Below are 26,629 nucleotides of genomic sequence, written 5' to 3' on the forward strand. Positions count from 1 at the left end.
CCGGGGAACGCGGTCAAACCGCGAGGCTTCCCCGCGTCAGCGACCCATTGGGCAGCGGATCGCTCAAATCGGCTACTTGTTCAGCGTAGCCTTAGGTTCGACGGCAGAGTCCATGGGCGCCAACGCAAGCGGTCGCTTACCGGTCAGGATCTCAAGCGACCGATCGATTACCTGTACCGGTCGTTCGGCACTGTAGCGAAGTGCAAAGTTCTGGAATGGCCCTTTGCGTCACGGACGAAACGGTGTTCTGGACCATGGGCAGGCCTTCTTCAAGCGCCAGCAGGGAGGGCGAATCACTTCTTTTGGTCCTTCAGTGTCCGTAGCGCAATACCCGCCACCCGGGTTCCCAGTGCTCCTCAAAGTGCGTGATAGACGGGCAATAGTTCACTTTGACCTGATGCTGTTGCAACATTCTGATCATTGCTCTCGCCGCAAATAAAGAAGGAGACAAGGGGTGGCCGTTGGATCGCAATGCCCAAGACATCGCGCGCGGTATGTGGATATGCGGCAGTCTTGACCTCGCCATCCGCATCCGGCATTTGTGCAGGTGAGCCTGCCGTGAATCTCGTTGAAGGTGCGTGGATAAGCTTTGAGCGCCGACTGGCGAGCTGCTCAGGCCTGACCTCGATGGAGTCACATTTCATGGCGCCGTGTTCTCGGCGCCAGATACCTGGTCGACAAATGCCAGCAGCGAAGCGGTGGGCTGTTTGTCGCGATGCACGACCAGGTGAGATTGTCGGAGCTGCCGCGGCAAGGTCGTGGCGATGCGGCACAGGCGGCCGGCCTCCAAAGCGTCGCTCACGACCCACGACGAAAGGCAGGCCACGCCCATACCCGCCTCGGCCGCATGTTTGATCGCCTCCGAACTTCCCAGCTCGATGCTTCGACGGTAGGAGCGCAAGTGGGGCAGCAGACTTTGGTCGGTGGCCTCGCGCGTTCCCGAGCCCAACTCACGCACCAGCCAGACCCCTTCACGCAGTGTCCGCATTGGCACCCGCTCGCCGGCCAGGCTCATTCGTGCCCACGCGCTGTCGGGCGATGTAACGACCACCATCTCGTCCTGGTGCCATGGCGTGACGGCCAGCGCCGCTTGGTGGCAAGGCCCTTCGATCAGGCCCACGTCCAGTTCAAACGCAGCGACCGCGTCACAGATGGCCGCCGTGTTTCCGATCACGACCTTTGAGCGCCAGGCACTGGCATGGCCCGGTTGCGCTGCGACAAAACGGGCCAGCAGCCTGGGCAGCACATAGTTGCCGATGGTGGTGCTGGCGCCGATGCGCAGCGACTGCGCCTGGGCGCTGCCATCGCGGGACATCAACTCGATGCCGGCGGCACCGTCCAGCAGCGCCAGGGCCCGCGGCAGTAACGCACGGCCGTTGTCGTTGAGCAGCAGGCGCTTGCCCGCGCGGTCGAACAGGCGCAGCGACAGCAGCCGCTCAAGTTCATTCACGGCCGAGCTGGTGGCCGACTGCGACAGCGCGATCTCGGCGCTGGCTGCCGTGGTAGTGCCGCTGCGCGCAACCGCCACGAAGATCTGCAGCTGTCGCAGCGTGAGGCGAAGGGTATTCATGGCGGATTTGTTTGCAAAGCGATCAGATGGGTACATCTTAGCGATACAACCCGTTTGACGGGTCATCTATGAAGCCGGAAGCTTCGTCCTCATGAACTTCAACCGGAGGCAAGCAGCATGACCATCAACGTACTTCCTGAGCCACGCACATCGGCCTCTGCATCGGCTTTCGCACGCATGCTCCCCGGCCTGGCCCTGAGCGGCGCCTTGGCTGCCACCGGTATCGCGCTGGGCCGCATCGCCTGGCTGCAGGACCATGGCTTCAGTGCGCTGACGCTGGCCATCGTGCTGGGCATGATCGTGGGCAACACGGTTTACCCGTGGGCCCCGCGCTGGGCGGTAGCCAGCGGCGCCGGCGTCAACTTCTCCAAGCAGAACCTGCTTCGCCTGGGCGTGGTGCTGTACGGCCTGCGGCTCACCGTGCAGGACATTGACCATGTTGGCATAGCTGGTGTCGCCATCGACGCGATGATATTGGGCTCGACCTTCGCACTGGCCTGCCTCATCGGCACGCGCTGGCTGGGCCTGGAGCGCAAGACGGCGATGCTGATCGGCGCTGGCAGTGCCATCTGCGGCGCTGCTGCGGTGATGGCCGCCGAGCCGGTGGTCAAGGCGCGCGCCGAGCAGGTCACGGTGGCGGTGGCCACGGTGGTGGTGTTCGGCACGCTGGCGATCTTCCTGTACCCGGCGCTGTTCGAGCTGAACCGGCACTGGGCGCTGATCCCCGGCGGCGCCAACGGGTTCGGCATCTACGTCGGATCGACCATCCACGAGGTGGCCCAGGTGGTGGCCGCAGCACGTTCGGTGGGCCCGGACGCAGCCAACTCGGCCGTCATCGCGAAGATGGTTCGAGTAATGATGCTGGCGCCGTTCCTGGTGATGCTGTCGGCTTGGCTGGCGCGCGACAGCACCCTGCAAGCCCTGGTGGAGGCAGAGCATGCTCACGCCAAGGGTCAACTCGCTGTGCCCTGGTTCGCCTTCGGCTTCGTCGCGGTTGTGTTGCTCAATTCGCTGCAATGGCTGCCGGCGTCGGTGGTGGCAGTGACGATCGAGATTGACACCGCGCTGCTGGCGATGGCGATGGCTGCGCTCGGCCTGGCCACGCACATCGGCGCCATTCGCAAGGCCGGGGCCAAGCCGCTGCTGCTGGCGTTGATCTTGTTCGGCTGGCTCATCGTCGGAGGCGCGCTCATCAACCGCTGGGTGCCGGCCCTGCTGGGCTGAAGCCTCGAATTCACGGCCCAGGGCCCTGACCCTAAATTTCTTTGCACGCTCTGGAATAGACCGCATGCCGACGCCGTCTGCTCTTTTGTCGGGACCTATCGGACCCTTCGTCCAGCACTCACCCCCCTTCACTTCACACCAACCCTTCATCGGAGCCCACAATGTTCAAGACTTTCGCTTTCGCCGCCACCGCCCTGACGCTCGCCTCCGGCAGCGCCTTCGCCGCCCCCAGCGACGACGCCCGCACGCACTTCCAGGCCATCGCCTCGGGCGACACCCAGATCGTCATGCGTGCCTATGCCGACCAGGCCCAGCTGAACTGGGTAGGCGGCCCACTCGACGGCACCTATGCCACCACCGATGCCATTCGCGGCACCTGGGAGAAGTTCGGCAAGGCCGTCGGCCCACTGAAGCTCACAGTCGGCCAGATTGAAGAATCGGCCAACCCCAAGGGCGCCACCGTCTCGGCCAACGTCGTCTTCGAAGGCAAGATGCCCATCAAGGTGCGCTACGTGCTGACGTTCCGTGAAGGCAAGATCGTCAGTGAAACCTGGCAGATCGACCCCAAGCTGGCGGTGGCTGCGGCTTACTGAACGGCACGCAGCGTGGCTACTCTCCACCAGACCCTAAAGGACAACCCCATGAAGCACCTTTCGACTCTGGCCGCGCTGCTGATCACAGCGGCTTCCTTCGCGGCACCACTCACCGGCGCTATGGCTGCCGACGCGCCGGCCAAGCTCGCCAACGGCGCGCTGGTCGACGCCAAGGGCATGACGCTCTACACCTTCGACAAGGACGTGGCAGGCAGCGGCAAGAGCACCTGCAACGGCGGCTGCGCCGCGCTGTGGCCGCCCGCGATGGCCGCCGCCAGCGACCAACCCGCCGGTGCATACACGATCGTCATGCGCGACGACGGTGCGCGCCAGTGGGCCTACAAGGGCAAGCCGGTCTACACCTACCAGGCCGACCAGAAGCCCGGCGACCGCGCCGGCGACAACTTCAAAGACGTCTGGCACATCATCAAGGAATGACATTTGCTGTCGACTTCCGTCCAGTCCCTCAGGCCACGACCCCCCGATGCAAGACGACGCAAGCCTGCTGAGCTGGGTGCCGCGCCTGCGCCGCTATTCGCGCGCGCTGGTGAACAACCGTGACGACGCCGACGATCTGGTGCAGGACACGCTGGAGCGGGCCTGGGCCAAGTCGAACCTGTGGGGCGGCGTGGCCGACATGCGCGCCTGGCTCTTCAGCATCATGCACAACCTGCACGTCGATGGCGTGCGCCGTCCCAGGCTGCACACCGTGACCATGGACGACGACACGCCCGAAGTGCCGGTGGCGCCGACACAAACCGACAGGCTGGCTGTACTGGATCTGCAGGCTGCACTGGACTTGCTGCCCGTCGAGCAGAAGGAAGTGCTTCTTCTGGTGACGCTGGAAGACATGGCCTATGCCGATGTGGCGCAGGCCCTGGGTATCCCCATCGGCACCGTGATGTCGCGCCTGTCGCGAGGCCGTGAGCGCCTGCGCGGCCTGATGGAAGGCCGCGCAGAACCGGTGCGGCTGAAAGTCGTCAAATGAATATATTGCGAAGCAACCCATGAATACCGACCGTCCGCCACCGTCCATTCCCCCGGTCACCGAGGCCGACCTGCATGCGTTCGTTGATGGCCGCCTGCCCGCTGAGCGCCAGGTCGAGATCGCCGCTTATCTGGCCGCACGCCCTGAAGACGCGCAGCGCCTGGAGGCCTACCGGGCGCAGAAGCGCGAACTGCACGCCTTGTTCGATCCCGTGCTGGATGAACAGCCGCCGCAGCGCCTGCTGAAATCGGCGCGCCCGCGCGCCGTGCCGCAGACGCCTTGGTACCTCCAGCGCCTGGCCGCTGGGATCGCCATCGCCGTCATCAGCGGCGCGACTGGCTGGGGCTTGCGGGGCGGCCTGCCCGCGGAGGGCGACGATGCCGGCCGCATGGCCGCCGCGGCACCCGCCGAGCGCGGCCTGACGCTGGCGTCAGCGGGCGGCTTCGCGCAGCGCGCGGCGGTGGCTCACGCGGTATACAGTCCCGACGCGCGCCGCCCGGTCGAGGTGGACGCGGCGCACGAGGACCAGTTGGTGGCATGGCTGTCCAAGCGCATGGGCGCGCCGATGAAGCCGCCGCACCTGCAGGCCCAGGGCTACACGCTGGAAGGCGGGCGCCTGTTGCCGGGTGGCCAGGGGCCGGTTGCGCAGTTCATGTACCGCAACGAGCTCGGCAGCAAACTGACGCTGTACGTGTCCAACGATGTCGCCGACGTGGGCAGTGCCGCGGGGCCGGACAAGGCACTGCAGGCCGGCGTGAAGAACACAGACACGGCCTTCCGCTTCGCACGCGAAGGTGCGGTCAATGTCTTCTACTGGGTCGACGGTCCCTTCGGCTACGCCCTGTCGTCCGACGCCGACCGCAGCGTGCTGGCGCAGGTGTCGGCCGAGGTCTATCGGCAACTTGGCACCCCGCGCTGAAGGCCAGGGCGGCGTCGGCGCGACGCGCTGTCGGCTCGCGCCAGGGAATGAAACGGCCTGAGCCGCGCTCTTGACCTGAAGCAAGCGCTGGGCAGTGGTTCATCGGCGGCTGCCGGCTAACGACCCAAGCGATCACTCTCCACACCAACTCAGAAAGCACACATGACCACCCAACGCCGCGACATTCTCAAGTACACCCTGGCCGCCGCGGCAGCCAGCGCGCTGCCCGCAGCACATGCCCAGGCCCCGTCCGGCGCTTCAGCGGGAGCCGCAGCCACCGGCATCGACCCGCGCGACCGCGTCTTCATCACCAATGAAGACTCCAACACGCTGGTCGTCATCGATCCGAAGACGAACACCGTCGAGAGCACGATCAACCTGACCAGCTTCGACGAAGACCCGCGGCCTCCATTTCGCTACGTCACCGCCGGCGTGGCGCCGACACACGCGGCGATGATCCACAAGCCGCTGTACCACGGCTGCATCGACGCCCACGGCGCGGTGCCGTCGCCCGACGGCCGGCTGCTGGCCACCAGCGGGCGCGGCTCCAGCAACATTTATCTGATCGACGCCGAGCAGCGCCGCGTCATCGGCAACACACCCAACCCTGCGTCTGGGCCCACCACCAACCCCGAGCGCCTGAGTAGTGGCCTGCTGCTGGGCCGCGAACCGCACGAGCCCACTTTCACGCGCAACGGCCGCGAGCTGTGGGTCACGCTGCGCGGTGAAGACCGCATTGCCATCGTCGGCGTCGATCGTGCCGTTCGCCAGCTCAAGGGGGCCGACAGCCCGGGCTCCAGCGCGGTTCGCCAATACCTGCCCACACTGAGCGGCCCGGCGCAGGTGTGGTTCAACCGTGAGGGTACGTTGGCCTTTGTGGCCAGCCAGAAGGTGTCGAAGATCGACGTGTTCCGCGTCAACCCCGGCGCGGATGGCCACAGCCAACCGCAGCGGCTGACCACGCTGGACATCAGCGCACAGGACAAACCCGGCTTCACGCCCTTCATGAAGACCACACCCGACGGTGCCGAGGTGTGGTTCTCGCACAAGCTGGCTGATGCGGTGTCTTGCCGCTCGACGCAGGGTGGCTTCGACCTGATCGACACCGTGCCACTCGGCATGGGCGCTCGGCCCAACCACGTTGAGTTCGTGCGCAATGCGCGCGGCAGCGTGGTCTATGCCAGCCTGGCGCGCATCGACGATGGTGGCCCCGGCGGCGTGGCGTCGAGCCCGATCGCCATCATCGACCGCAGCGCTCCGGGCGGACAGCGCAAGGTGGTGGGCACCTTCTCCAGCCGTGGCCGCGAGTCGCACGGGTTGTGGACCAACCCCGAGAACACGCTGCTGTATGTGGCCCACGAACAGGACGAGCTGCCCGGCACGCCCAACGCGGGCCAGACCGTGTGCAGTGCATTTGATGTGAGCGACCCGCTGCGCCCGACCTTCATTGCGCAGATCCCCCTGGGCAATCTGACGCTGCCCTCTGGCGCGCTGCGCAACAAAAAGAGCATCAACCTCGTCTACGTGCGTGTGGGCGAGAAGGGCCAGACGGCATGAGCGGCGCGCACACCAGCCACGGCGCCAGCGCCGCGCACACCAGCGCATTCCAGCGGGATATGGACGAATCGATGGCCCGCATGATGCAGGCCATGCACAGCCCGGGCTACGCAGGCCAGGCCGACCAGGACTTTCTGGCGATGATGATTCCGCACCACGCCGGCGCTGTGGACATGGCGCGGCTGGTGTTGCAGCATGGGCGCGATCCTGTCACCCGGCAGTTGGCCGAGGAAATCATTGCCGGGCAGACGGTGGAGATCCAGAGCATGCAACGCCGACTGCACACCCTGCAGCAGCGCACAGCCAAAGGTGCGGAAGCGGAATTTCCGTCGCTGGGTGGGACGCGGGGGCCTTGATCGACAGCCCTAGGGAAAGTACCGATGAGCGCCACGGAATGAACCAAGCCACGCAGCGCTCTTGATCACCATGCTGTTCCAGTCTGCCGAGTCCCGCTATAACCAATGGGTGCGTGAGCACTACCGTTTTTTGCTGCGCAGTGCGTGGGCGCTCACTGGTTCGCGCGCCATTGCCGAAGACGTGGTGCAAGACTGTTTTGCCAACGCCTGGAAGCACCGGGAGCAACTGCGCGACGCTGCGCTGGCACGGGCTTGGCTCTTTCAGATCATGCGCCGCGCCGCCTTTCGCCAGGCCGCACCCAGCATGCAGTCGCTGGACGATGAAGAGCAGCCCGAGCAAGCGGCGCCCGACGCGGGGCTGGACGACAAACTCGATGTCGTCAAGGCGCTCGCGCGCCTGGCGCCCATCCACCGCGAGGTGCTGGTGCTGTTTTATTTCGACGACATGCCCACCGCCCAGATGGCCGAGGCGCTGGAGATCGCGCCCGGCACGGTGTTGTCGCGCCTAGCCCGTGCGCGCGACGCTTTGAAGCTGGCCATGGGGGTACCTGCGACACCCAAGGCCGATGTCAACGTTACCCCGTTTCGCAGGACCAAGACATGAGCCCCGATACCGACGCGCCTTTCCTGCCCGACAGCGAATTCGATTTGCGCGCGCGCGCCGAGTTGGCGATCGCCTTCGAGGCCAGCGACGCACCGGCACACCTGTACCGAAAGCCGCAGCCGCTGCTGGCGCGACGCGGCTTGCAGCGTTTTCTGGCGGCGCTTTTGCTGGCCGGTGGCACCAGCGGCGGGGTGCTCGCCGTGCGACCGCCAGCGATGGTGCGCGACGCGATCGACCACGAATACCACGAGCGCAGCTTGCGGGGCAGTTTCATGGAGCAGCGCCAGTTGCTCATGCACCTGGGCATGCGGGACGCCAACGTGGTGCCCGGGTTTCCCCAACTCATGCGGCCATGCGATATCGAAGGTCACCTCGCTTACCACCTCACCACGTTCTTCGAGAAGGGCGGCATGGTGACGGTGTATGCCTTTGACCAGCCTGTGGACCTGCGCGAGGCCAGCGGCTGGTGGAGCAACGTGCACTGGAAGGTGATCCGCTCGCGCGAGGGCAAGCCCTTGTTGCTGGTGGCCCAGAAAAAGAAGGCACTGGCGGTCGCGCAGACGGCACTGCAGGCACCTCCCGTGTCCGGGCCAGGCTGAGGCACCGCGTCCCTGTCAACGAATCAACCGCTCACCCCTTTCACCCCAACCGGCGCACGACGCCCAACCACCGGAGACCCCAGAAATGAACCAACAACCCACCTCGCTCCCCCGGCGCCACCTGCTGGCCGGCAGCGGCGCTGCTTTGGCTGCCGTTGGTCTGGCCAGCTTTGGCCGCACCGCAGCCGCTGCTGGTGAGACCGCGCCCGTCGCCGTGGCCGGTGCTGCCAAGCCTCTGCCAGCGTACGTGGGCTGGAAGGACCCGGCCAGCCTGATCGTGCACAGCAGCACCACCATTGAGACCAAGCGCAGTGTGTTCGGCACCAGCGTAATCACGCCGTCCGAGCAGCTCTACATCCGCAACAATCTGCCCGCGCCCGACGCCTCGATCCTGGGCAACCGCGATGCCTGGGAGATCAACATCGAGGGGGTGAAGAACCCGCGCAAACTCACGCTGGGCGACCTCAAGCGCATGGGCATCGAGACCACGGCGATGGTGTTGCAATGCTCTGGCAACGGACGCGGCTACTTCCCCAACAAGCCCAGTGGAACGCCTTGGCAAGTGGGCGCAGCAGGCTGTGTGGTGTGGAGCGGTGTGCCGGTGCGCTGGGTGGTGGATGCCCTGGGCGGCGTGGAGGCCGGCATGGCCTACCTCACCGGCACAGGCGGCGAAAAACTCCCCGATGGACTGGACCCCAAGAGCGTGATCGTGGAACGCTCGGTGCCTGCTGCCGCACTCGCCGATGCCCTGCTGGCCTGGGAAATGAACGGTGTGCCGATTTCGCTGGCCCACGGCGGCCCACTGCGCTTGATCGTGCCGGGTTACACGGGCGTGAACAACATCAAGTACGTCAAACGCCTGGCCTTCACCGCTCAGGAGACCGACGCACGCATCATGTCGCACGGCTACCGCATTTCACCGCCCGGCGCGAAGGGCGACCCGTCGCAGCCATCGGTGCAGGAAATGACGGTGAAGTCGTGGATCAACGGTCCCGGCACGGACGGCGCCCCGCTTAAAGCGGGTGACACACAGATCCATGGCGTGGCGTTTGGCGGCATGAACGCGGTGGCCAAGGTCGAGGTTTCTCTGGACGGCGGAAAAACCTGGCAGCTCGCGCGCATGGTGGGGCCCGACCTCGGCCGCTTTGCGTGGCGGCAGTTTGTTTTTGCGGCGCGCCTGCCGGCGGGCCAGTTCACCCTGGCGAGCCGAGCCACCGACACCGCAGGCAACGTGCAGCCCGAACAACGCATGGAAAACGCGGGCGGCTACAACAACACCAGCTGGGCCGACCACGCCGTGAAAGTGAGCGTGGCATGAAGCGCACAATCCAAAAACACGCGTTGGTCGCTGCCCTGTGGTCGTTGGCATTCACAGTGCTGCCCGTGCACGCCGCCGACGATGCCGCGCAACTTCAACAAGGCAAGGTGTTGTTCGGCCAAGGCGCGGTGCCTGCCTGCGCCCTGTGCCATGCGCTCAAGGACGCGGGAGCCGAAGGCGCCGTGGGCCCCAGCCTGGACGAGCTCAAGCCCGATGCCAAGCGCGTGGCCACCGCGCTGCGCAACGGCATTGGGCAGATGCCGTCCTACAACGGCAAACTCAGTGATGCGCAAATTGCCGCCCTGGCGGCCTACGTGGCCAAGGCTTCGGGTGGATCAAAGTGATGGCTGGTTGGCCACAGCGCTGCTGCGCCAACTGACAAAAAGGACGGGATCACCTGCAAACAGCGATCCCGACTGAGTGGCTGACCCAGGGCGGGTCAGCCACTCACCATCACTTGCCTGGTTTGATGTCGGGGACCACCATCCAGCCAGCCCCCATCATCACAACCGCCGGGAACTTCTCGCCGGCCTAAGTCTTGCCCAGCATGGCCTTGTGCTCGCGGTAAGCCATCAACGCTGGCGACACGCCCAGGTGATTGATCGCACCATGCTTGATGCTGCTGCAGTCTTGCTCGTCGAGCTTGCAGATCTCTGCACGCTGTTGTCAACTCTCTAGCAATGTCAACTGCGCGCCTGAAACCTGTCTCTGCGCATTACCACGATGCATGAATAGGAGTGATCGCAATCCGGCACGCCAAGGGCATTCACGTTGAAAACTCGAACGGCAGCAACCGCTGCCAAGCGGCACTCTGGTAGGCGGTCCCAAGACTGACTGCAGCCACTCAGGTTTTGCAGACCGATGGCAGCCGCCGCCGGAACCTGACATTCGCCATCCTGCGAGGCGAGCGTCCGCTGCACCTTCAGCACCGGCCATTCAACATCGACGTGCCGCTCAAGGTGCCGAGTTGATCTGTCCCCCCGCCAGCCGGAAGAGGCTGAAGTGAGTGAAGCCCATCGACTACCAGAAGAATGACGGAGATGAGACATGTCTGCGTTCGTGGCGGTTTGTGGTGAACGCGGGGCGCCGCTATGCCGCGAAAAGTCCTGAATCAATGGCCTGTGGCAGAACGCTTAAAGTCTTGACCACCCCGCGGTAAGGTTCACCACCCTGTTTTCAGCTTAAGACCATGAACGTCAACAAACGCAACAACGTCAAATCCTTGGGAAACAGCGGGCCAGCGATTTTGTTTGCCCACGGGCTTGGCTGTAGCCAATCCGTATGGAGCCGCATCACGCCCGCTTTCGCTGGCACACATCGCCAAATCTTGTTTGACTATGTTGGAAGCGGCAAGTCGCAGCTATCGGCCTTTAGCGCAGTTCGCTACAGCAGCTTGGCCGGCTACGCGCAAGATGTTCTGGACGTGTGCGAAGCGCAAGGGCTGCAGAGCGGCGTCACATTCGTGGGCCGCTCGGCCAGTTGCAACGTCGGACTGTTGGCTTCGATATCACGCCCTGACTTGTTTGATCGCTTGATATTGGTGGGGCCCACGCCCTGTTTCTTGAACTATCCGCCCGAATATGCCGGAGGCTTCGAGCGTGCCGACCTCCAAGGCCTGTTGTCGCTGATGGATCAGGACTACATCGGCTGGGCCAATCACCTATCGTCCGTGGTGGCGGGTGCCGCGCAGGGCGAAGCGTTGGCTGGTGAGTTTTACGACAGTTTTTGCTCCACGAACCCGGTCGCGATGCGCGTATTTGCGCAAACCACCTTTTTTGCTGATAACCGGGCTGACCTGCCCCAGGTGTCTCGCCCCTGCCTCATTCTTCAGCACCAGGAAGACAGCCTGGTTCCGCTTGCGGTGGGTGAGTATCTGAACCAGCAACTGAAGGGCAGCATCTTGGAAGTCATGGACGTGGCGGGTCACGCTGCTCACATGAGTCACCCCGCGCTGGTGATCGATGCCATGCAGCGCTACATGGCCACAGACCATGCTTGATGTTGATTGGATTAAATCTCCGTCGGCGCGGACAACCAAAGCCAGATCGCCCTGAGTGCGCTGGAGCAGATGGCCCGCATTTATGAGATCGAGCAGGAGGTCAAGGAGCTGAACGCCGAGCAGCGTCTCGCAGTCCGGCGGGAGAGAACAAAGCCACTCCTGGACGCCCTTCACGAACGGATGTCGCTGCAGCGGCGCAAGGTGCCCGACGGATCGGCCACAGCGAAGGCGCTGGACTACAGCCTCAAGCGTTGGATAGCGCTCATCCGCTTTGCAGATGATGGGCAATTCGGTTGACAACAATTGGACCGAGAACCAGATCAGGCCCATCGCCATTGGCAGAAGCAACTGGCTGTTCGCTGGCAGCTTGCGCGCGGGCCAGCGGGCGGCAGCGGCGATGAGCCTGATCCAGTCAGCGCGCATGAACGGGCACGACCCGTATGTCTACCTGCGCGACGTGATGGCACGCCTGCCCATGCAGCGCGCCAGTCAGATCGGTGAGCTGCTGCCACACCGCTAGCAGCGAATCCAGGCCATCTCACTTTAGATTTGGCCGACGGTGAGTTTCACCGTCAGAGGTCTCATACGCAAAGCCTTGGAACTGCGCCCTCCCTCAAAGCTACCAGTGTGTTTGATTTGAGTATTTGTTCGGTTCCAGACAGAACAGTCAATCGAACAGGTCTACAGTCGACAAGGGAATGCAAGACATCCTGTCTTGCGAACCTTGCGGGTTCGCTCCGAGAGGGGTTTTCTCGTGTACCAGGGCTTCCCATGGACAACGCAGAGAACCACCTCATTGAGCGTCTTCCGAAAGCGTTGCGCAAGCGTTTTCTTGCGCTGTGTACCCGGTTCGAGCTGGTGGCATTGTCCGACCTGATCGAGCATGGGGCGCCACTGAGCCACGCGTACTTTCCACGTTCCGGCTTCATTGCGCTGGTGATTGACATCGAGACGCACCCGCCGTTGGCGGTGGGCATGATCGGACCCGAGTCCATGCTAGGGGCGGAATTGGTGCTCGGAGTGGCCAAGACGCCCTGGAGAGCCGTGGTGCAAGGCGCTGGCAATTGCTGGCGCCTGGAAGCGCATGTGTTGCGCAAGACCATAGCCACCATGCCCGAGCTGCGAGAACTGGTGCAAGGCTCTTTGATGGTCCGCCTGCATCAGCAATCACTTGCCACAGCCTGCCAGCGCTTTCACACGATAAGCGAGCGGCTGGCGCGCTGGTTGCTCATGAGCCAGGATCGCTCCCACGCCGACCGGTTTCATGTGACCCAGGACTTCATCGCGCAGATGCTGGGCGTACGGCGCGTGGGAGTGAGCGGGGCAGCCAGCGAATTCCAGCGGCGTGGACTGATTGAATATCACCGCGGTGAGCTCACTGTGCTCGATCGGCTGGGTCTGCAGCAAGCAGCGTGCAACTGCTACGCGGCGGACAAGCGACTGCTCAATGAGTTGATGCCTTCGGGTTCTTGAGGGGCCAAGTTCAGCATTGCAGGCCGCGATAGATTTGGCGAACTGGCGCTGAGGCCGACCAACGCGAGCCATGGGATGGCCGCGCGCTTACGGATGACTGCAGCCACCTTGATACCTGTCATTGATGCCGCCGTGCTGATGGGTGAGCCGATGACAGCTTCGCGCAATGCACTGTGAACCCAGCTCCCGTGCACGACCGACGGCAAGCGCTGCACTATCGACGTTCAACTACGCTCGACGAAGGGCAGCAACGGGCCCGAAGCGGACATCACGATGTAGTGTTCATGATGCGTCGTTGCCATAGAAGCAGTAACTCGGCAACTTCTCCGTCGTGCTTGCTGTTGGCGCTCAGTCCCATGCGATCCGTACTGACCGCGGTCAGGTATCGCTCGAGGTCGTCGTGCCCTTGACCATCCTGCAGCATCTGGAACACCTGCGGGAGATAAGCGTGGTATTCATCCCTCGCTTCTGGGAAGCGCGACACGCCTATGGGGTCCCAAACGTAGTGGAGAACTTCGTCGATGGCTTGATAAAGCGCTTGCTGCTGAGGACTTAGCTTCTGACTCAAGTTGAGGGTCTTTCCTAGGGAGCAGATGTCCGCTTCTGGCCGATGACCGACATGCTATCTGCGTGCCCTCGTGGGTGGAAGAACATCTGGGGTAGGCGCGTTTAAGCGCCGCGTGCGCGCCACACAGAGCGCTGCAATGTCTGCAGCACCCTCACGAGCTGACACTCAATAGCTGTGATTGCCTGGGTTTGGATGTCCGAAATGCGGCGAGGACTGCGGGCTTAGCTTTCCATCCCCAAAGTCGGCAACCGCTGCACACCGGCCCTACAGCGTAAATTTGAAAACTGCGTGGCCACGTCGGCTCCTGTCCTTGACGTATTCAAAACACATGTTATCGATACAGGGACCCCCAGATTTTTCTGCACCGTGCAGGGAAGGGGAGACACCCACCATCGATGCACTCACGCGAACAATCACCCGACCGCATTTCCTCTCACATCCACAGCCCGCACTGTGAGCCCGAGCGCCACCTGGAGCGAGGCCCTGTGCGCGACCCAGAGCGCGACAGCGCAGCCAAGCGCTTCGCACAACTGGGCCTCATGGCCATCGAGAACCAGTGGCTCGCCAACTTCGCCAGCGCTTGCACCCGGCGCGCCTACGCCTCCGACGTGCGGGACTTTGCAGCGTTCTCAGGCCTGCAAACCCAGTCCGAGTTGCTGCAGGTCGCGCGCTCCCATGTGCTGGCCTGGCGCCACCACCTGCAGGCCCAGGGCCTGTCGCCGAGCACCCAACGCCGCAAGCTCGCAGCCCTGTCCTCGCTGCTGGAGCATCTGGTCGATGAGCAGCTCATCCCCACGAACCCGGCACGCGGCGTGCGCAGGCCGCGCATGGAAAGCCACGAGGGAAAGACACCAGCTCTCTCGTTGGCGCAAGCCCAGGCTCTGCTGGAGGCTCCTGATGCGCACACGCTCAAGGGCGTGCGAGACCGTGCGATCTTGGCCGTCATGCTGTTGGGCGGTCTGCGCCGCGCGGAGGTCGTCACCCTTCGCGTGCGGGATTTTGATTGTCAGCGCGCGGGTGTGTCGCACCTGCGAGTGTTGGGCAAGGGTGGCAAGACGCGGTTCATTGCCGCCGCACCCCTCATACGCGAGAGGGTGCAGCACTACCTGGCCATGCGAGGCGCGGCGCCTCAAAGCGATGAGCGCCTGTTCGTTCGGATGAAGGCAGTCCGCCGTCACTCCGGTGCCGGGTGCGATGTCAATCCTCAAGGTCGTCATATTGAGGAGGAGGGTGGGTTTTTGAATGACAGAGGGGGCACCGGGCGACGCGCCAGCACGCCCCCAAGCATCGAGCCGCACACTGCGGCGTTTGAGCGCGGCTCGGAGGGTCCTCAAAATCTGCAGACCAACGCTTCTCAGCATTCGCTGCGTCAGAGGCAGTCCGGCACAGCACTCAAATCTGCTGGACTCACTGCCGGCGCTGTGGCCCAGCGTATTGTGCAGCCCTACCTGGCGCAGATCGGCGTGGTGGGGGATCGGTTCTCTGCGCATGCGCTGCGGGTCACGGCCGCCACGCTCGCATTGCGTGAGCGTGCCGACCTCAACGAAGTGCGGCACTTCCTGGGGCACGCCTGCATCACGACAACCACCGCCTACGACCGGCGCTGGAGCGATGAGAACCAGCCAGTGAGCCTGTTGCTTCCGTTGGGCTGAGGTCCTCGGCGGCGGTGGCCTGAGGCAGTGCAGTGTGTGTCGATGCCCATCTCATTTTGGTTATCGACATCTGAGCGAGAGGATCTACAAGAAGAGGATCCTGTGGACTTGACGTGGAGAGATTTCGTGAGAGCTTGGATGAAAGGAGATCACGAAATGACAACCGTAGCGACCAAACCATCCCATTGCGGTGAACCAAGACACACCACTGAATGCTCGCATAAACGCATATCCAGGTGCACGTCCGAGGTCGGCCTCGTGCACCGTATCGACGTCGGTATCCACATGCTCGCCACCGAGCGTCTCATCATCGAGTTGCGCAGCATGGACGCAGGCGAACTGACCACCCTCTATTCTTGGGTGGGTCGGGTTGTCGATCCAGCTTGGGTGCGCACTCTCATTGCAAGTCCACAGGCGCTTGAGTGGCGCGGTGTCCAGCGCAACCACCTTCGTGGGGGTGAGTCGTACGCCCGTCAACACACACTGTATGTGCATATTTACGCACCATACGAATCGCGCGCGAGCGAAGTGAACACCCATGAACGTGTTCAGCGTCGCTTCCTCGACTTTTACGCCTCGGATTGTTCGAGCTCGTCACGTCAATCTTGAGCGCAGTTTTCGCTAAAGATGAGCGTGATCAATCTCCGAGGTAAACAGCTGTGGTCTGCTAATAACGGTTAGAGACCCGTGGTTCTTAAATATGCTTTTTTGGAGAGCGCCCGCCCCCATGCCGGCACGTAAAGTTGTTAACGCCTGTGGTCAGGCTCCGACCAAACAGCCGCCGTATGCGGCACCGTGTCAGGGTTTGGGCGTGGTTAACAACATTTGTTGGTCCAAGGGAAGCCTGCGAGCAAAGGCGTAAATGTCTGGGCAGAGTCCGCCCTGGACCGGGAGGGCTCAGGCGCGCGTGCCTAGAGATTGAGGGCAGTTCTTGCAATGTGTGGCCTGATCGACGGCCCTGGCTGAGAAACCTATGCTGTGTGTTCGAAGGAACCACTATGGCAACCGAACTGAAACCGACCCCACTGCGATCCATTGATGCGGCACAACTCCGCAAAGACCTCACGGCCATCGAAGCGAGACAGCGAGTGCTCACGCAGCAGGGGCAGCAACTGCTGGCCCGCTCCGACCTGGTTCCAAGTACCACGGGCAAGGCAAGGAGGGCGCTCTGTTTGCCGTGTGCATCGGGCCAGGTGGGCACTACAGCGTTGCCGGCGGCCCAGGCGGGCAATATCGCCTGTCGGACGTCGACCTATTCGCCGTCTTTTAACGAGAGCAGGTCGCCGATCCAGATCACTTTCGGCTCGTAAGCCCTGCTGGAGCCCCGGCCACTGATCGTTCTCTTACCGATCGAGGACGGCTCCCCGCCGCCGCCCCGGACTTGGCTAATTTGGTTTGCTTGGCTTATTTTGCCAAAACGCGCAGAATGCGCCCTCAGGCAGGTGCAAGTATCTGCGCCGTGCACCGCGCCGAAAAGGAACATTCGATGAAGTACCACACCTACGTCGCACCTCTGATCCCCGATGCTTCGGCCGACACGCCGCCGATACCGCTGAGTGAATGGCTCAGTGCGGTTGAGGATTCGCTGGAGGGGGAGGGCGTGGACCTGATCGTCTCAACCGACGAGAAGGTCGGGGGGGTCCAGTCGTATGTCATGGTGTCCCGAGACACCCTGGCGCGGTTGGGTGTGCTGGACAAGATCGAGACCATCATCGTGGGTGCCTCATTCCCCAGCGCCAAGCCCGAAAAGGCCTACACCTCGGTCCGTGTGCACCATGACACGCGGGAGATGGGAGTCCAGTCTTCGTTCAGGGTAGAGCTGCCTCAGCCGCTCAACACAAGTCAAAAATCATCACCCAAACTGACGCCTTGGAAGTCGCACATCGTTCATGTAGGGGGCATCAACGAAACTGCCATGGGAACCATGGCCCCCCTGTTTTTCGAAGTCGAGGATCTGTTCCTCGGCGAAAGCGTGGTCGCAGGGCAGGCCCCGCTCAGCGACTCGTCCGTGAATGCGTTCGTTCGCCTGCACGCGGTACTCGGGGATGTGGTGTCACAAGCCAATGCCACACGTGAGGTGATCGAACCGGAAGACGACCGTTTCCAACTGCTGGATGCAAAGGACTATGCCGCCCGTCTCGACGCGACCGATCAGACCGTCTACAACTGGGAGAAGGCCGGTCGCCTGATCTCTGTCCTGCCGCCCGGTCGTGTGCGCAGCCGCCGCTATCCAGCTTTTCAACTCTGCCCGCGGCTCAACCGTCCCTTGCACGAGATGGCGATCGCCATGTACCGCTCGCACGAGCAGGACATGACCCTGTACTGGGACTTCCTGCGATCCCGCCACAAAGACTTCGGTGGCAGCACGGGGGTGGATTTCCTATTGAACCGCGTTGCAGAACCCGGCCTGTTGGACCTTGATGAGAGCGACCTCAACGACCTGTTTCTCTCGATGGCTGAGGAGGACATGAGCAGGGCGATTTCGTGAGCTGGTGGACCTCTGCCACCGGGATCGACATTCCCACTGCTCACGGGACACTGCCTGGTCTTGTGGTCCAAGCTGGCGCGAGTCTCTACAGGATCTACCGCCGACCGGATGCGGACTGGGTACCGCCACCCTCGCAATACCGCAAGGGGAGGGTGGACCCCCCACCCATCAACAGCTCGGCATATGGGCTCCTGTACACGGCGGACTCGATGGTGACGGCCGGTTTTGAGGCGCGCATCTTGCGACCCATGAAGGATGCCGCAGGTCAGAACGACATCGAGTTCGTGCCAGAGCTGGTCGACCCCGTGACGGGCGTACCACTCAACCCGTCTCCCATGAAGGCGGAGCACATCACCAACCAGGCCGTGGTGTTTGTCGACTTGGAGTCGCCCGAGATTGCATCCGCGTCGGGCGTGCTGATCGGCTCGCCCGTCCCTCGCATAGCCAACTGGCGCAAGCTCGCCTTGTGGGTCTACAACGAACTGATTGCGAAGGGCGACGGAAACGCGATCCTCCCGCTCATCGGCATCAGCTACATCTCGACACTCCAAGACTGCACCGGGCGCAACTTCGCGATCTTCGAAGAACGCCGGGACGCGCACATCAACCGTGGCGTGCCGCCAGCATCCCAGGTCCCACTTGACCTTGCCGAGCTTCAACGTCTGTGGGCTGCAGCCTGATCGCTCATTTCAAGGCCAGTGCCCATCCACGGCATTGAAGCCATACCCGCTTCACTCCGCTCCCGCTTCCACCTTCGCAGGCTCCAGCCCCAGCTTGTGCCAGGCGTTCCGATACTGATCAAGCCAGCCCTTCGGGTACGGGTTATCCAGTGCCCCAAAGGTGCGCGTGTAGTCTGGAAGCATCCTTCGCATCACGCTGTCCTTGTGGGGCTGGCCGTTTCTCCCAGGAGTGGCCAGCCACTTGCGGTGGGAAGCTGCCAAGACTTCGGCGACAACAGCACTCGGAACCACATGCACGGTAGGCGTGGCCTCGGGTGTCTTGCCGAAGTCAACGAAGCAATAAAAGAGGGTCTCCACACGCATGTCCTCGTGCTTTGCCTTCATGTGCCATCCACCGTCCGAGCCGATGTCACGCCGGGTCTTGACCTGCAGCGAGCAGAGCTTGCTGCCTTCTACGCTGGTCACCACGATATCGGCATGCGGCACGCCGGCGGGTGCGAGCGCGGCAATAAAGCCACGACGAAGCATCTCCGACATGGCAAAGTACTCACCGGCAGCGCCAAGCAATGAGGTTTGAGAGGGCATAAAACTCCTGTGCCGTCGGATGGCCAGAACAGAGGTGTCCACAAAAAAGGGGCACCATGTGCCCCTTGCTTCGCGTCCGCAATTACAGCGCTGCGTCCTTGACCTTCTTGAAGAAGCGCGCCTTGACCTTGACCGATGCAGGCTTGGCGGCAAACATGCGCTCGACCTTGGTGAATGGGTCAACGCCCTTGCGCGCCTTTTTGGCAGACACATGGGTGGCTGTGACCTTCAGAACGCCTGGCCACGTGAAAGCGCCGGCGCCCTTCTTGGACAGTGAAGCGAAGATGGTCGCCTCGAGCGAGCCCAGCACGGCCTTGACCATCTTGGGTTCTGCACCGGAGGTTTGCGCCAGGTGGGCAACAAGACTGGTCTTGTTGAAAGTGTCCTTGATCGGCTTGAGTACGCTCACTGGTTGGGTGGCGGTCTTTTTCGCGGCTGCCTTGGGGGCTGCCTTCTTTGCAGTTGCCATTCTTCTGTGACTCCACGGTTGGGTAATACGACGCTGCGCAATTCGCGCAGTACGTGGAGTTTATGGCGGCAGGGGAGGAGCTTTTTGCTCGCTTGGCATGAGTTGCTCGATCCATGTGCCGGGTTCGACAATGCGGCCGGTCTGCTGCTCATCACAACTGCGCCCACTCTGTGGACAGTTGACAGGCTGTTGTAGACGTTTTTCCGAGCGATTGATACCATGTAGACGTTTTTCCATTTTTAAAGATGTTTTGACGATTGCAACGTCCTGCGGATCGATCAAACATAAAGTACCCATGCCACATCCCAATCCTCGCTTGTACTTGGGCTACGAGTCGCTAGTCCGACGTTTCAGTTTGCGCGTGCCGCCAATGCAGCGGATTTTTGTGGCGACCGAGCAGACGCTGGAGAAGCACACCTTCACCCCAGACGGCAGTGAGCGTATTGAGTTGCCCTTGAGGCGCCTGAGTGATACCGAGTCGTATGCGGGCCAACTCACCTTTGCGCTCAAGCGAGAGCACTTGAACCTTGCGGTGCTGGGTGCGCTCTTTGAACATCAAGAGGCTCTTGACGGCATACAAGAATGGCTTCATGCAATGCCCAGCTCGCGTTACTCTCGAATGGCTGGCCACCTCGTGGAATGGCTCTGTGAGCACAAGTTGGATTACGAAATGCCCGCCGGCAACCCGCGAATTTTCCTGCTTGACCCGGCGCAATACGTTTGCGGGCCCAAGGTGCTGGACCCCAAGTTCGGCATCATCAACAACGTGCTTGGTGGTCGCGCGTACAGTCCGCTCGTTCGTCGAACGCCTCGACTTACTGCGTTGCTCGACGAGGGCCTTGCTGAGAAGGTGAAAACCGCCATGAGCAGCATCGAACCCGAGATGCTGGCGCGCGCGGTTGACTACCTTTACCTGTCCGAGACGCGCTCGACCTACAACATCGAAAGCGAAATCCCCGACAGCAATCGCGCGGGCCGGTTTCGCAAACTGCTGGAGTCGGCCGGCGAACCCGGTCCACTCACGGAAGAACAACTGTGTGCCTGGCAGAACCAGATCGTCAGCGACCACGCAGCGGAGTACCAGTACCGACCCAAGCAGAACTGGTTGTCCCGTCCAGGGCGCATGCGCAACATCGCAGACTTCATCCCACCCCCCGTCGAACTGGTCGACCCCATGATCGATGACGTTGCCGCACTGGCAACAGCCGCGTCCACCGGCGAGCTCGATCCCGTTATTGCAGCCGCTTGCGCCTCGTTCGGTCTGGTGTTTGTGCACCCCTTCTTTGACGGCAACGGGCGACTACACCGGTTCTTGCTTCACCACGTGCTTCGTCAGGCTGGTTTCACACCCGGGGGCGTCGTGCTGCCTTTGTCGGCCCGCATGCTGAGCCAGCTTGAGCGCTACTCGAAGCTGTTGAAGAGCTATTCACGCCCACGCACGGATCTGCTGGAATACATGCTGGACGGCGATAGCGCAACTATCCTGGTCAAGTCACCACAGCCACGGTGGCTGTACGCCTACTTCGACGCGACTGAGCTGTGTGAATTCATCCTTGAATGCTGCAAGCTGTGCGTTGAAGAGGATCTGCTTTCCGAGGTGATCTATCTACGCGCTCACGATCACACGGTCAAGGACCTGGAAGCCTGGCTGGACATGCGCCAGTCCCAACTGAATACCCTCATCGATGTCATCGTTCAGGGCAACGGCACGCTTTCCAAACGCAAGCGCAAGCTGGCGGAAGGCCTGACCGATGAGCAACTGGCCAAAGTGGAGTCCATCGTAAGCGAGCACTTTGCTGCATACATCGATGCCCGCGCCTGAGTAGATGTTTTTCCCGGGGTGGGGAATTTGAAAGACGAATTCCCGGATCCAAAGACGTTTTTCCAAGCGGTTGTTTTGGGCAAGATAAATCGGCCACCGCTCGTGCGCCGGGCGTGGCCGTATTGCTCAAAGAATTTACCGCAAATCCTCTTGGCCAGCACAGGAGGATCACAGCCCTATCCAGCATGTTGTGCGCAAGGAGTTTGGTAGAAACCCATTTATTCGTCCAGAGACGCAGGCCTTCGCCTACCGCCTTCGCACCGCCTGCCAACGCCAAGGTCACATGCGTGCGCGCTGGCTACACAGACATCAAGAGGATGAAGTGACGCTAGCGCGCTGCGGCCTTGGTAGCAGCACCCTTCCAGCACATACTTCGGGACTCACCCTTGACGATTCCAACCCCGAAGCAATAGCGCGTTGCTCACCACGCTCACGCTGCTCAGTGCCATGGCCGCACCAGCCACCACTGGGTTGAGCAGACCGGCCACCGCCAGCGGGATGCCGATGACGTTGTAGGCAAAGGCCCAGAACAGGTTCTGGTGGATCTTGCGGTAGGTGCGGCGTGAGATGTCGATCGCGTCGGCCACCAGCGCGGGGTCGCCCCGCATCAGGGTGATCCCGGCGGCATGCATGGCCACGTCGGTGCCAGTGGACATGGCAATGCCCACATCGGCCGAGGCCAGTGCTGGAGCATCGTTGATGCCGTCGCCCACCATGGCCACCGAGCGGCCACCTTCCTTGAGTCGGTTGACGATGGCCGCCTTGTCTGCCGGCAAGACCTGGGCCTCGATGTGGTCGATGCCGAGCGCACGGCCCACAGCCAGTGCGCTGCCTCGGTTGTCACCGGTGACCATCACCGTGCGAATGCCCAGAGCCTGCAGGCTTCGAATGGCGGCGATGGCGCTGGCTTTGGGGGCATCGCCAAAGGCCAGCATGCCCACCAGCTTGGGTGCTTCAGTCATGTCGGCGAGCCAAGACACCGTTCGTCCCTCGTCTTCAAGCTGGCGGGCAGGCTCGGCCAGTGCCGATGTGTCCACCCCCAGTTCCTGCATGTACCGCGGGCTGCCTAGGCGCAATGCACGACCTTCTACCTCAGCCGACATGCCCCGCCCTGGAACAGCGCTAACTTTGGCTGAGGAGAGCAGGGCCACGCCAGCTTGTTCGGCGGCGTCCATCACGGCGCGTGCCAGCGGGTGTTCGCTGCCAGCCTGGATGGCGGCACTCCAGGACAGCAACTGGTCGTCGAACCCGGGAGCTGCCAGCGCCGTGACCAACGTCGGCTTGCCTTCGGTGAGCGTTCCCGTTTTGTCGAACGCGACGGTATCAATGCGGTGCGCCACTTCCAGCGCTTCTGCGTCCTTGATCAGGATGCCTTGGCGAGCGGCCACCCCGGTGCCGGCCATGATGGCGGTCGGTGTCGCCAGGCCCAGGGCACAAGGACAGGCGATCACCAGCACCGCCACCGCGTTCAGGATGGCCTGCTCCCAGTTGCCAGTGGCCAGGCCCCAGCCCAGCAGGGTCAGCGCGGCGATCAGAAGCACCACCGGCACAAACACAGCACTCACGCGGTCCACGATGCGCTGGATCGGGGCTTTCTTCGCCTGAGCCGATTCGACCATGCGAACGATGCGCGAAAGCGTGGACTCGGCGCCCACCGCGGTGGTCTCCACCAGCAGCAGTCCCTCGGCATTCACGGCGCCGCCGGTGACCTTGTCGCCCGCGTGTTTGGCCACCGGCAGACTCTCGCCCGTGATCAGTGATTCGTCCACCTGGCTGGAGCCGATGGTGACCACACCGTCCACCGGAATGCGCTCACCCGGGCGGATCACGACGGTGTCACCCACCTTCACCTGTGAAATTGCGACGTCCACATCGCCATAAGGCATGCGCACCCTTGCCACCTCGGGCTTGAGGGCATTGAGGGCTTCGATGGCCGCCGTGGTCTGGCGCTTGGCGCGCGACTCCAGCCACTTACCCAGCAGAACCAGCGTGACGATCACCGCCGAGGCCTCGAAGTACAGGTGAGGCGTCCCGTGTTCGGCGTGTTTGAACAGCAGGTACACGCTTAGGCCGTAACCGGCGCTGGTGCCCAGCGCCACCAGCAAGTCCATGTTGCCCGCGCCGGCACGCACCGCCTTCCAACCTGCGCGGTAGAAGCGCGCACCCAGCCAGAACTGCACGGGCGTGGCCAGTGCAAGCTGCAACCAGCCATTGATCGTCCAATCGCTGCCCAAAAGCATTGCGAACATGGGCAGCACCAAAGGCAGCGAGAGCGCGGCGGCCAGCGCCACCGGCCACCAGGGTTCGCCCTTGCGTTTTGCGGGCTCGGCACCCGGCTCCGCGCTGGGTTCTTCGCCCACGCTGTAACCGGCCTTTTGCACCGCAGCCACCAGGCTGGCAGCCAGCGTGGAAGAGGCCGCGTTCACCGTGGCCCGTTCGGTGGTCAGGTTGACGCTGACCTCCTTCACGCCAGCAACAGCCTTCAAGGCTCTTTCGACGCGGCCGACGCACGAGGCGCAGGTCATGCCTTCGATGGGGAACTGGTGCTCGATGAGCGACAAGGTGGTGGTGTTCATGACAGGCTCCTGTGGTTGGGGGGTGAAGCGGATGTTTGGCCTTCCCACGGTGGCAAGCGCAACGCCAGATGCAACTTGACATTGCCACCGCGGCAATGCCCACAGTGCGGGTTCCTTCAACCCTCTACGGAGTCATCCATGCACGAATTCCACCTCCCCGACATGACCTGCGGCCACTGCGCTTCCAAGGTGAATGTCACCTTGAAACTGGTTGATCCAGCTTGCGAGATACAGGTCGATCTGCCGCGGCGTCTGATCACTGTGAAAAGCGGTGAAAACCGCGATGCTTTGGTCGAAGCGCTGGCTGACGCCGGCTACCCAACCCTCTGATCCCCGCTCGTCAGGGCTCTCTCGGTGAGGGCCTTGACCTTCCCACCATGACAAGCTACATCCTTCGACCGTTGCAGTCATTCAATCCTTGGAGCGCACCATGACCACACTCATGAACATTGGAGAAGCGGCCGCTGCCGCAGGCGTCTCAGCGAAGATGATCCGGCACTACGAACAGATTGGTCTGTTGCCCGAAGCCGAACGCAGCGAATCGGGTTACCGTCTCTATGGCGATCGCGAAGTTTCGGTGTTGCGGTTTGTACGGCAGTCGCGCCACCTAGGGTTCTCGGTGGCGCAAATCGCCGAGCTCATCGGCCTGTGGAGCGATTCACAGCGCACGAGCCGCGAAGTGAAGGCCGTGGCGCAACGCCACCTGGACGATCTGGAAGAAAAGCGCCGCGAAATCGAACAGATGATGGACGGTCTCTCTGTGCTGGTGAAGGCCTGCCACGGCAATGACCAGCCTCACTGCGCCATCCTGGACAAACTCTCGCGCGGCAGCCCTGCTCAGCATCAACCCCAACAAAAGCCCCAGCTCAAGAAATCCCGAGCTCAGGCAGAAGTGACCACGGCCAGCACTTCCAGCCCCATCGACCTCATGGCCTGGATGCGCGGCGTTCACGTTCACCATGACGCCCACTGAGGTGACAAGTCTTCACTGCCATGTCAGTGGGCCGGTGTGTTCGGTGACGAACCGACCGACGTAGCGCCCAGTCGCACACTGGTTCGACTTGGGAAGGTGTCTCGACCTGCTTTCTTGATCTGCGTCAAGGCTGCTCAAGCGTCCAAGGTTAGCCTTGGATCGTTGCCTCTGTTTACCTGACTGATATGCATCTGTATCGCCACTCGCTGCGCCATGCCACCTGGATGATCCTCACGGTGTGGTTGTTTGCGTTGGGCGCAGGGGTGGCCAATGCATGCCTTTTGAACCAATCGAACAGCGGTAGTCACTCTTCGTTCGCGGCGATGCCACAGGATGTACCCGTCGCCCAAACCCATCACGGCGAAAAATCGGACCCCGACGATGCCGGATGCTTGAAGTTTTGCGATGAAGCCTCGCTGGCCATCACCAAGGTGGACCAGCCCATCACCGATGGCAGTCCAGTATCAGTGGGCGTTCTGTACCGGGCATCGGGGCCAACCATTGCCTCCGCAACCGCGGTTCAAGTCCGGGTGCATGCCACCAGACCCGCGCACCTGGCTCTGCCCATTGCTGCCCGACCCCATCGACTGACCTTGTAGACCGCATCGCAGTCCATTGCGAAGAGCGCTCCTACGCTCTGGCCGGCCCGGAGGGCCCCCGTTCCATTCTTTGCTTCCGCAACCTTGTCGCCGCCCGCGGCGGCATCCCCATTTCATTCACAGAACACCACCATGAAAACCATCCACACCATCTTTGCGCTTTCTACAGCTGCTTTGCTGACCGCCTGCGCAAACCCAAGCGCACCGGGAACTGGTCCCCTGTCAGTGGCAAAAGCCGACGAGCACGCCGCCCATCAAGCCGCAGCGGCACCGTCTGCAGCACCTGCTGCCATGCACGACCGCATGAAGGACATGCCCATGGACATGTCCAAGCACCATCAGATGATGGAAATGCGCATGGACACGATGCAGACCATGATGGAAATGATGATGCAGCGCATGCCAGGTGCTGCCCTGCCTCCCGCAGGCAGGTGAGAGGTCGTCTTCGTTCAGCCCGGGTGCGATCGAAATCAGCATCGATCGACCGGACGACTCCCTCTCACACCTTTCGCTGGCAACGCTGAAAGAGCGACGCAATGAATCTATCCAACAACGAGTCCAACGAGCCATCGTTCTGGCGCGGCCCGGCAGGAATGGCATTGGCAACGGCCGCCTTGATCGCGGGCTTCTACCTCCTACGAGAGCACTGGGGCCATGTCCTGGTTTACTGGCCTTATCTGCTGCTGCTCGCTTGTCCGCTGATGCACTTGATGCACAGGAAAGGCCACGGAGGGCATGGCAGCCATTCGCAGGACTCCGGGCGTACCCACAACGACAGGAAATAGGCGGATCAACATGAATGCACACCATCATCACGGCAGCAGTGCGCTGTCCGAATCGGCCTCACCAACGGGCCTGAAGGATCCCGTGTGTGGCATGACCGTCACGGCGCAGTCTGGTCACATGCTGACCCACGAGGGCCGCACCTTCTATTTCTGCAGTGCCAAGTGCCAAGGCAAGTTCGCTGCGAACCCGCTTCAATACCTCGCGCCCAAGCCACCCGCAGAGACCTCTTCA

32 protein-coding genes and 1 pseudogene are annotated in these 26,629 nt (G+C 62.5%); 26 read left to right on the forward strand and 7 right to left on the reverse strand.

Annotation, left to right across the window (positions count from 1 at the left end; translation table 11 throughout):
* Positions 1-356: 356 nt before the first annotated feature.
* Both ACN4F8_RS06450 and ACN4F8_RS06455 read right to left on the reverse strand, forming a co-directional pair.
* Complete coding sequence (locus ACN4F8_RS06450) at positions 357-644, reverse strand: hypothetical protein (protein ID WP_143434382.1); 288 nt, start codon at positions 642-644, stop codon at positions 357-359.
* Positions 641-1,570: a LysR family transcriptional regulator gene (locus tag ACN4F8_RS06455; protein ID WP_067513515.1), complete on the reverse strand. Its 930-nt coding sequence runs from the start codon at positions 1,568-1,570 to the stop codon at positions 641-643. The genes ACN4F8_RS06450 and ACN4F8_RS06455 overlap by 4 nt, the downstream gene beginning before the upstream one ends.
* A gap of 117 nt (positions 1,571-1,687) precedes the next feature.
* Here ACN4F8_RS06455 and ACN4F8_RS06460 point away from each other — a divergent pair, with 117 nt between their 5' ends.
* From ACN4F8_RS06460 to ACN4F8_RS06525, 14 genes and pseudogenes are all read left to right on the forward strand, one after another.
* Complete coding sequence (locus tag ACN4F8_RS06460) at positions 1,688-2,794, forward strand: YeiH family protein (protein ID WP_067513517.1); 1,107 nt, start codon at positions 1,688-1,690, stop codon at positions 2,792-2,794.
* Positions 2,795-2,955: 161 nt separating this feature from the next.
* Positions 2,956-3,387: a nuclear transport factor 2 family protein gene (locus tag ACN4F8_RS06465; protein WP_008904227.1), complete on the forward strand. Its 432-nt coding sequence runs from the start codon at positions 2,956-2,958 to the stop codon at positions 3,385-3,387.
* A 120-nt stretch (positions 3,388-3,507) separates the two neighbouring features.
* Positions 3,508-3,825: a hypothetical protein gene (locus ACN4F8_RS06470; RefSeq protein ID WP_231624607.1), complete on the forward strand. Its 318-nt coding sequence runs from the start codon at positions 3,508-3,510 to the stop codon at positions 3,823-3,825.
* Positions 3,826-3,871: 46 nt separating this feature from the next.
* Positions 3,872-4,375, forward strand: coding sequence for an RNA polymerase sigma factor (locus ACN4F8_RS06475; protein WP_008904230.1), 504 nt, complete (start codon positions 3,872-3,874; stop codon positions 4,373-4,375).
* A gap of 19 nt (positions 4,376-4,394) precedes the next feature.
* The gene (locus ACN4F8_RS06480; RefSeq protein WP_419472796.1) at positions 4,395-5,294 is read left to right on the forward strand and encodes an anti-sigma factor family protein; all 900 of its coding nucleotides are present in this window, start codon (positions 4,395-4,397) and stop codon (positions 5,292-5,294) included.
* Positions 5,295-5,456: 162 nt separating this feature from the next.
* Positions 5,457-6,851, forward strand: coding sequence for a YncE family protein (locus tag ACN4F8_RS06485; RefSeq protein WP_062405660.1), 1,395 nt, complete (start codon positions 5,457-5,459; stop codon positions 6,849-6,851).
* Positions 6,848-7,207 (forward strand): DUF305 domain-containing protein, encoded by a 360-nt coding sequence (locus ACN4F8_RS06490; protein WP_008904210.1) that lies wholly within the window; start codon positions 6,848-6,850, stop codon positions 7,205-7,207. The genes ACN4F8_RS06485 and ACN4F8_RS06490 overlap by 4 nt, the downstream gene beginning before the upstream one ends.
* Positions 7,208-7,277: 70 nt before the next feature.
* Positions 7,278-7,811, forward strand: a complete 534-nt coding sequence (locus ACN4F8_RS06495) for an RNA polymerase sigma factor (protein WP_050813810.1) — start codon at positions 7,278-7,280, stop codon at positions 7,809-7,811.
* Entirely contained in the window at positions 7,808-8,410 is a 603-nt protein-coding gene (locus tag ACN4F8_RS06500; RefSeq protein WP_008904212.1) for a hypothetical protein, read from the forward strand. Before ACN4F8_RS06495 ends, ACN4F8_RS06500 begins: the two co-directional genes overlap by 4 nt.
* An 85-nt stretch (positions 8,411-8,495) precedes the next feature.
* Positions 8,496-9,728 (forward strand): sulfite oxidase, encoded by a 1,233-nt coding sequence (locus tag ACN4F8_RS06505; protein ID WP_062405656.1) that lies wholly within the window; start codon positions 8,496-8,498, stop codon positions 9,726-9,728.
* Entirely contained in the window at positions 9,725-10,072 is a 348-nt protein-coding gene (locus ACN4F8_RS06510; RefSeq protein WP_008904214.1) for a c-type cytochrome, read from the forward strand. Before ACN4F8_RS06505 ends, ACN4F8_RS06510 begins: the two co-directional genes overlap by 4 nt.
* An 845-nt stretch (positions 10,073-10,917) precedes the next feature.
* Positions 10,918-11,727: an alpha/beta fold hydrolase gene (locus ACN4F8_RS06515; protein WP_057268698.1), complete on the forward strand. Its 810-nt coding sequence runs from the start codon at positions 10,918-10,920 to the stop codon at positions 11,725-11,727.
* A gap of 33 nt (positions 11,728-11,760) precedes the next feature.
* Positions 11,761-12,247, forward strand: a pseudogene (locus ACN4F8_RS06520) (IS66 family transposase); the annotation flags it as partial.
* 251 nt (positions 12,248-12,498) lie between these two features.
* Positions 12,499-13,200 carry a Crp/Fnr family transcriptional regulator gene (locus ACN4F8_RS06525; RefSeq protein ID WP_260669133.1) on the forward strand — a complete coding sequence of 234 codons (702 nt, stop codon included), beginning with the start codon at positions 12,499-12,501 and terminating at the stop codon, positions 13,198-13,200.
* Positions 13,201-13,468: 268 nt separating this feature from the next.
* Here the strand turns inward: ACN4F8_RS06525 and ACN4F8_RS06530 are convergent, their stop codons facing one another.
* On the reverse strand, positions 13,469-13,768 hold the full coding sequence (locus tag ACN4F8_RS06530) for a hypothetical protein (protein ID WP_419472797.1): 300 nt from the start codon (positions 13,766-13,768) through the stop codon (positions 13,469-13,471).
* A 395-nt stretch (positions 13,769-14,163) separates the two neighbouring features.
* On the opposite strand from ACN4F8_RS06530, the gene ACN4F8_RS06535 reads away from it, so the two are divergent.
* From ACN4F8_RS06535 to ACN4F8_RS06555, 5 genes are all read left to right on the forward strand, one after another.
* Complete coding sequence (locus ACN4F8_RS06535) at positions 14,164-15,420, forward strand: tyrosine-type recombinase/integrase (RefSeq protein ID WP_419472798.1); 1,257 nt, start codon at positions 14,164-14,166, stop codon at positions 15,418-15,420.
* A gap of 285 nt (positions 15,421-15,705) precedes the next feature.
* Positions 15,706-16,029 (forward strand): hypothetical protein, encoded by a 324-nt coding sequence (locus tag ACN4F8_RS06540; protein WP_419472799.1) that lies wholly within the window; start codon positions 15,706-15,708, stop codon positions 16,027-16,029.
* Between the two features lie 389 nt (positions 16,030-16,418).
* Entirely contained in the window at positions 16,419-16,730 is a 312-nt protein-coding gene (locus ACN4F8_RS06545; RefSeq protein WP_419472800.1) for a hypothetical protein, read from the forward strand.
* Positions 16,731-16,906: 176 nt separating this feature from the next.
* Positions 16,907-17,908, forward strand: a complete 1,002-nt coding sequence (locus ACN4F8_RS06550) for a hypothetical protein (RefSeq protein WP_419472801.1) — start codon at positions 16,907-16,909, stop codon at positions 17,906-17,908.
* 248 nt (positions 17,909-18,156) lie between these two features.
* Positions 18,157-18,588 (forward strand): hypothetical protein, encoded by a 432-nt coding sequence (locus ACN4F8_RS06555; RefSeq protein ID WP_419472802.1) that lies wholly within the window; start codon positions 18,157-18,159, stop codon positions 18,586-18,588.
* Between the two features lie 51 nt (positions 18,589-18,639).
* Here ACN4F8_RS06555 and ACN4F8_RS06560 read toward each other — a convergent pair whose 3' ends face one another.
* The 3 genes from ACN4F8_RS06560 to ACN4F8_RS06570 form a co-directional block, all read right to left on the reverse strand.
* Positions 18,640-19,173, reverse strand: coding sequence for a hypothetical protein (locus tag ACN4F8_RS06560; RefSeq protein ID WP_419472803.1), 534 nt, complete (start codon positions 19,171-19,173; stop codon positions 18,640-18,642).
* Positions 19,174-19,255: 82 nt separating this feature from the next.
* Positions 19,256-19,642 carry an HU family DNA-binding protein gene (locus ACN4F8_RS06565; protein ID WP_419472804.1) on the reverse strand — a complete coding sequence of 129 codons (387 nt, stop codon included), beginning with the start codon at positions 19,640-19,642 and terminating at the stop codon, positions 19,256-19,258.
* A 60-nt stretch (positions 19,643-19,702) separates the two neighbouring features.
* Positions 19,703-19,924 (reverse strand): hypothetical protein, encoded by a 222-nt coding sequence (locus tag ACN4F8_RS06570; protein WP_419472805.1) that lies wholly within the window; start codon positions 19,922-19,924, stop codon positions 19,703-19,705.
* 34 nt (positions 19,925-19,958) lie between these two features.
* Here ACN4F8_RS06570 and ACN4F8_RS06575 point away from each other — a divergent pair, with 34 nt between their 5' ends.
* Complete coding sequence (locus ACN4F8_RS06575) at positions 19,959-21,464, forward strand: Fic family protein (protein WP_419472806.1); 1,506 nt, start codon at positions 19,959-19,961, stop codon at positions 21,462-21,464.
* Between the two features lie 380 nt (positions 21,465-21,844).
* On the opposite strand, the gene ACN4F8_RS06580 is transcribed toward ACN4F8_RS06575, so the two are convergent.
* Positions 21,845-24,088 carry a heavy metal translocating P-type ATPase gene (locus tag ACN4F8_RS06580; RefSeq protein WP_419472807.1) on the reverse strand — a complete coding sequence of 748 codons (2,244 nt, stop codon included), beginning with the start codon at positions 24,086-24,088 and terminating at the stop codon, positions 21,845-21,847.
* Between the two features lie 90 nt (positions 24,089-24,178).
* On the opposite strand from ACN4F8_RS06580, the gene ACN4F8_RS06585 reads away from it, so the two are divergent.
* The 6 genes from ACN4F8_RS06585 to ACN4F8_RS06610 form a co-directional block, all read left to right on the forward strand.
* On the forward strand, positions 24,179-24,370 hold the full coding sequence (locus ACN4F8_RS06585) for a heavy-metal-associated domain-containing protein (protein WP_419472808.1): 192 nt from the start codon (positions 24,179-24,181) through the stop codon (positions 24,368-24,370).
* A gap of 100 nt (positions 24,371-24,470) precedes the next feature.
* A complete protein-coding gene (cueR, locus tag ACN4F8_RS06590) occupies positions 24,471-25,013 on the forward strand; it encodes a Cu(I)-responsive transcriptional regulator (RefSeq protein ID WP_419472809.1) in 543 nt (180 codons plus the stop codon).
* Between the two features lie 185 nt (positions 25,014-25,198).
* On the forward strand, positions 25,199-25,612 hold the full coding sequence (locus ACN4F8_RS06595) for a hypothetical protein (protein WP_419472810.1): 414 nt from the start codon (positions 25,199-25,201) through the stop codon (positions 25,610-25,612).
* Positions 25,613-25,744: 132 nt separating this feature from the next.
* Complete coding sequence (locus ACN4F8_RS06600; protein ID WP_419472811.1) at positions 25,745-26,047, forward strand: hypothetical protein; 303 nt, start codon at positions 25,745-25,747, stop codon at positions 26,045-26,047.
* Positions 26,048-26,148: 101 nt separating this feature from the next.
* Entirely contained in the window at positions 26,149-26,397 is a 249-nt protein-coding gene (locus ACN4F8_RS06605; RefSeq protein ID WP_419472812.1) for a DUF2933 domain-containing protein, read from the forward strand.
* Positions 26,398-26,407: 10 nt separating this feature from the next.
* Positions 26,408-26,629, forward strand: a 222-nt coding sequence (locus tag ACN4F8_RS06610; RefSeq protein ID WP_419472813.1) for a YHS domain-containing protein, incomplete at its 3' end; no start/stop codon positions are given.

This window comes from Hydrogenophaga sp., from assembly GCF_048549895.1.
Taxonomy (GTDB): domain Bacteria; phylum Pseudomonadota; class Gammaproteobacteria; order Burkholderiales; family Burkholderiaceae_C; genus Hydrogenophaga.

Coding starts and splice junctions, on each gene's coding strand:
- ACN4F8_RS06505 (WP_062405656.1), top strand. CDS start 8,496: ATGAACCAACAACCCACCTCGCTCCCCCGGCGCCACCTGCTGGCCGGC.
- ACN4F8_RS06555 (WP_419472802.1), top strand. CDS start 18,157: ATGAAGGATGCCGCAGGTCAGAACGACATCGAGTTCGTGCCAGAGCTG.
- ACN4F8_RS06475 (WP_008904230.1), top strand. CDS start 3,872: ATGCAAGACGACGCAAGCCTGCTGAGCTGGGTGCCGCGCCTGCGCCGC.
- ACN4F8_RS06480 (WP_419472796.1), top strand. CDS start 4,395: ATGAATACCGACCGTCCGCCACCGTCCATTCCCCCGGTCACCGAGGCC.
- ACN4F8_RS06605 (WP_419472812.1), top strand. CDS start 26,149: ATGAATCTATCCAACAACGAGTCCAACGAGCCATCGTTCTGGCGCGGC.
- cueR (WP_419472809.1), top strand. CDS start 24,471: ATGACCACACTCATGAACATTGGAGAAGCGGCCGCTGCCGCAGGCGTC.
- ACN4F8_RS06525 (WP_260669133.1), top strand. CDS start 12,499: ATGGACAACGCAGAGAACCACCTCATTGAGCGTCTTCCGAAAGCGTTG.
- ACN4F8_RS06535 (WP_419472798.1), top strand. CDS start 14,164: ATGCACTCACGCGAACAATCACCCGACCGCATTTCCTCTCACATCCAC.
- ACN4F8_RS06465 (WP_008904227.1), top strand. CDS start 2,956: ATGTTCAAGACTTTCGCTTTCGCCGCCACCGCCCTGACGCTCGCCTCC.
- ACN4F8_RS06550 (WP_419472801.1), top strand. CDS start 16,907: ATGAAGTACCACACCTACGTCGCACCTCTGATCCCCGATGCTTCGGCC.
- ACN4F8_RS06515 (WP_057268698.1), top strand. CDS start 10,918: ATGAACGTCAACAAACGCAACAACGTCAAATCCTTGGGAAACAGCGGG.
- ACN4F8_RS06455 (WP_067513515.1), bottom strand. CDS start 1,570: ATGAATACCCTTCGCCTCACGCTGCGACAGCTGCAGATCTTCGTGGCG.
- ACN4F8_RS06600 (WP_419472811.1), top strand. CDS start 25,745: ATGAAAACCATCCACACCATCTTTGCGCTTTCTACAGCTGCTTTGCTG.
- ACN4F8_RS06560 (WP_419472803.1), bottom strand. CDS start 19,173: ATGCCCTCTCAAACCTCATTGCTTGGCGCTGCCGGTGAGTACTTTGCC.
- ACN4F8_RS06470 (WP_231624607.1), top strand. CDS start 3,508: ATGGCTGCCGACGCGCCGGCCAAGCTCGCCAACGGCGCGCTGGTCGAC.
- ACN4F8_RS06485 (WP_062405660.1), top strand. CDS start 5,457: ATGACCACCCAACGCCGCGACATTCTCAAGTACACCCTGGCCGCCGCG.
- ACN4F8_RS06510 (WP_008904214.1), top strand. CDS start 9,725: ATGAAGCGCACAATCCAAAAACACGCGTTGGTCGCTGCCCTGTGGTCG.
- ACN4F8_RS06595 (WP_419472810.1), top strand. CDS start 25,199: ATGCATCTGTATCGCCACTCGCTGCGCCATGCCACCTGGATGATCCTC.
- ACN4F8_RS06585 (WP_419472808.1), top strand. CDS start 24,179: ATGCACGAATTCCACCTCCCCGACATGACCTGCGGCCACTGCGCTTCC.
- ACN4F8_RS06460 (WP_067513517.1), top strand. CDS start 1,688: ATGACCATCAACGTACTTCCTGAGCCACGCACATCGGCCTCTGCATCG.
- ACN4F8_RS06495 (WP_050813810.1), top strand. CDS start 7,278: ATGCTGTTCCAGTCTGCCGAGTCCCGCTATAACCAATGGGTGCGTGAG.
- ACN4F8_RS06450 (WP_143434382.1), bottom strand. CDS start 644: ATGAAATGTGACTCCATCGAGGTCAGGCCTGAGCAGCTCGCCAGTCGG.
- ACN4F8_RS06490 (WP_008904210.1), top strand. CDS start 6,848: ATGAGCGGCGCGCACACCAGCCACGGCGCCAGCGCCGCGCACACCAGC.
- ACN4F8_RS06545 (WP_419472800.1), top strand. CDS start 16,419: ATGGCAACCGAACTGAAACCGACCCCACTGCGATCCATTGATGCGGCA.
- ACN4F8_RS06540 (WP_419472799.1), top strand. CDS start 15,706: ATGCTCGCCACCGAGCGTCTCATCATCGAGTTGCGCAGCATGGACGCA.
- ACN4F8_RS06565 (WP_419472804.1), bottom strand. CDS start 19,642: ATGGCAACTGCAAAGAAGGCAGCCCCCAAGGCAGCCGCGAAAAAGACC.
- ACN4F8_RS06500 (WP_008904212.1), top strand. CDS start 7,808: ATGAGCCCCGATACCGACGCGCCTTTCCTGCCCGACAGCGAATTCGAT.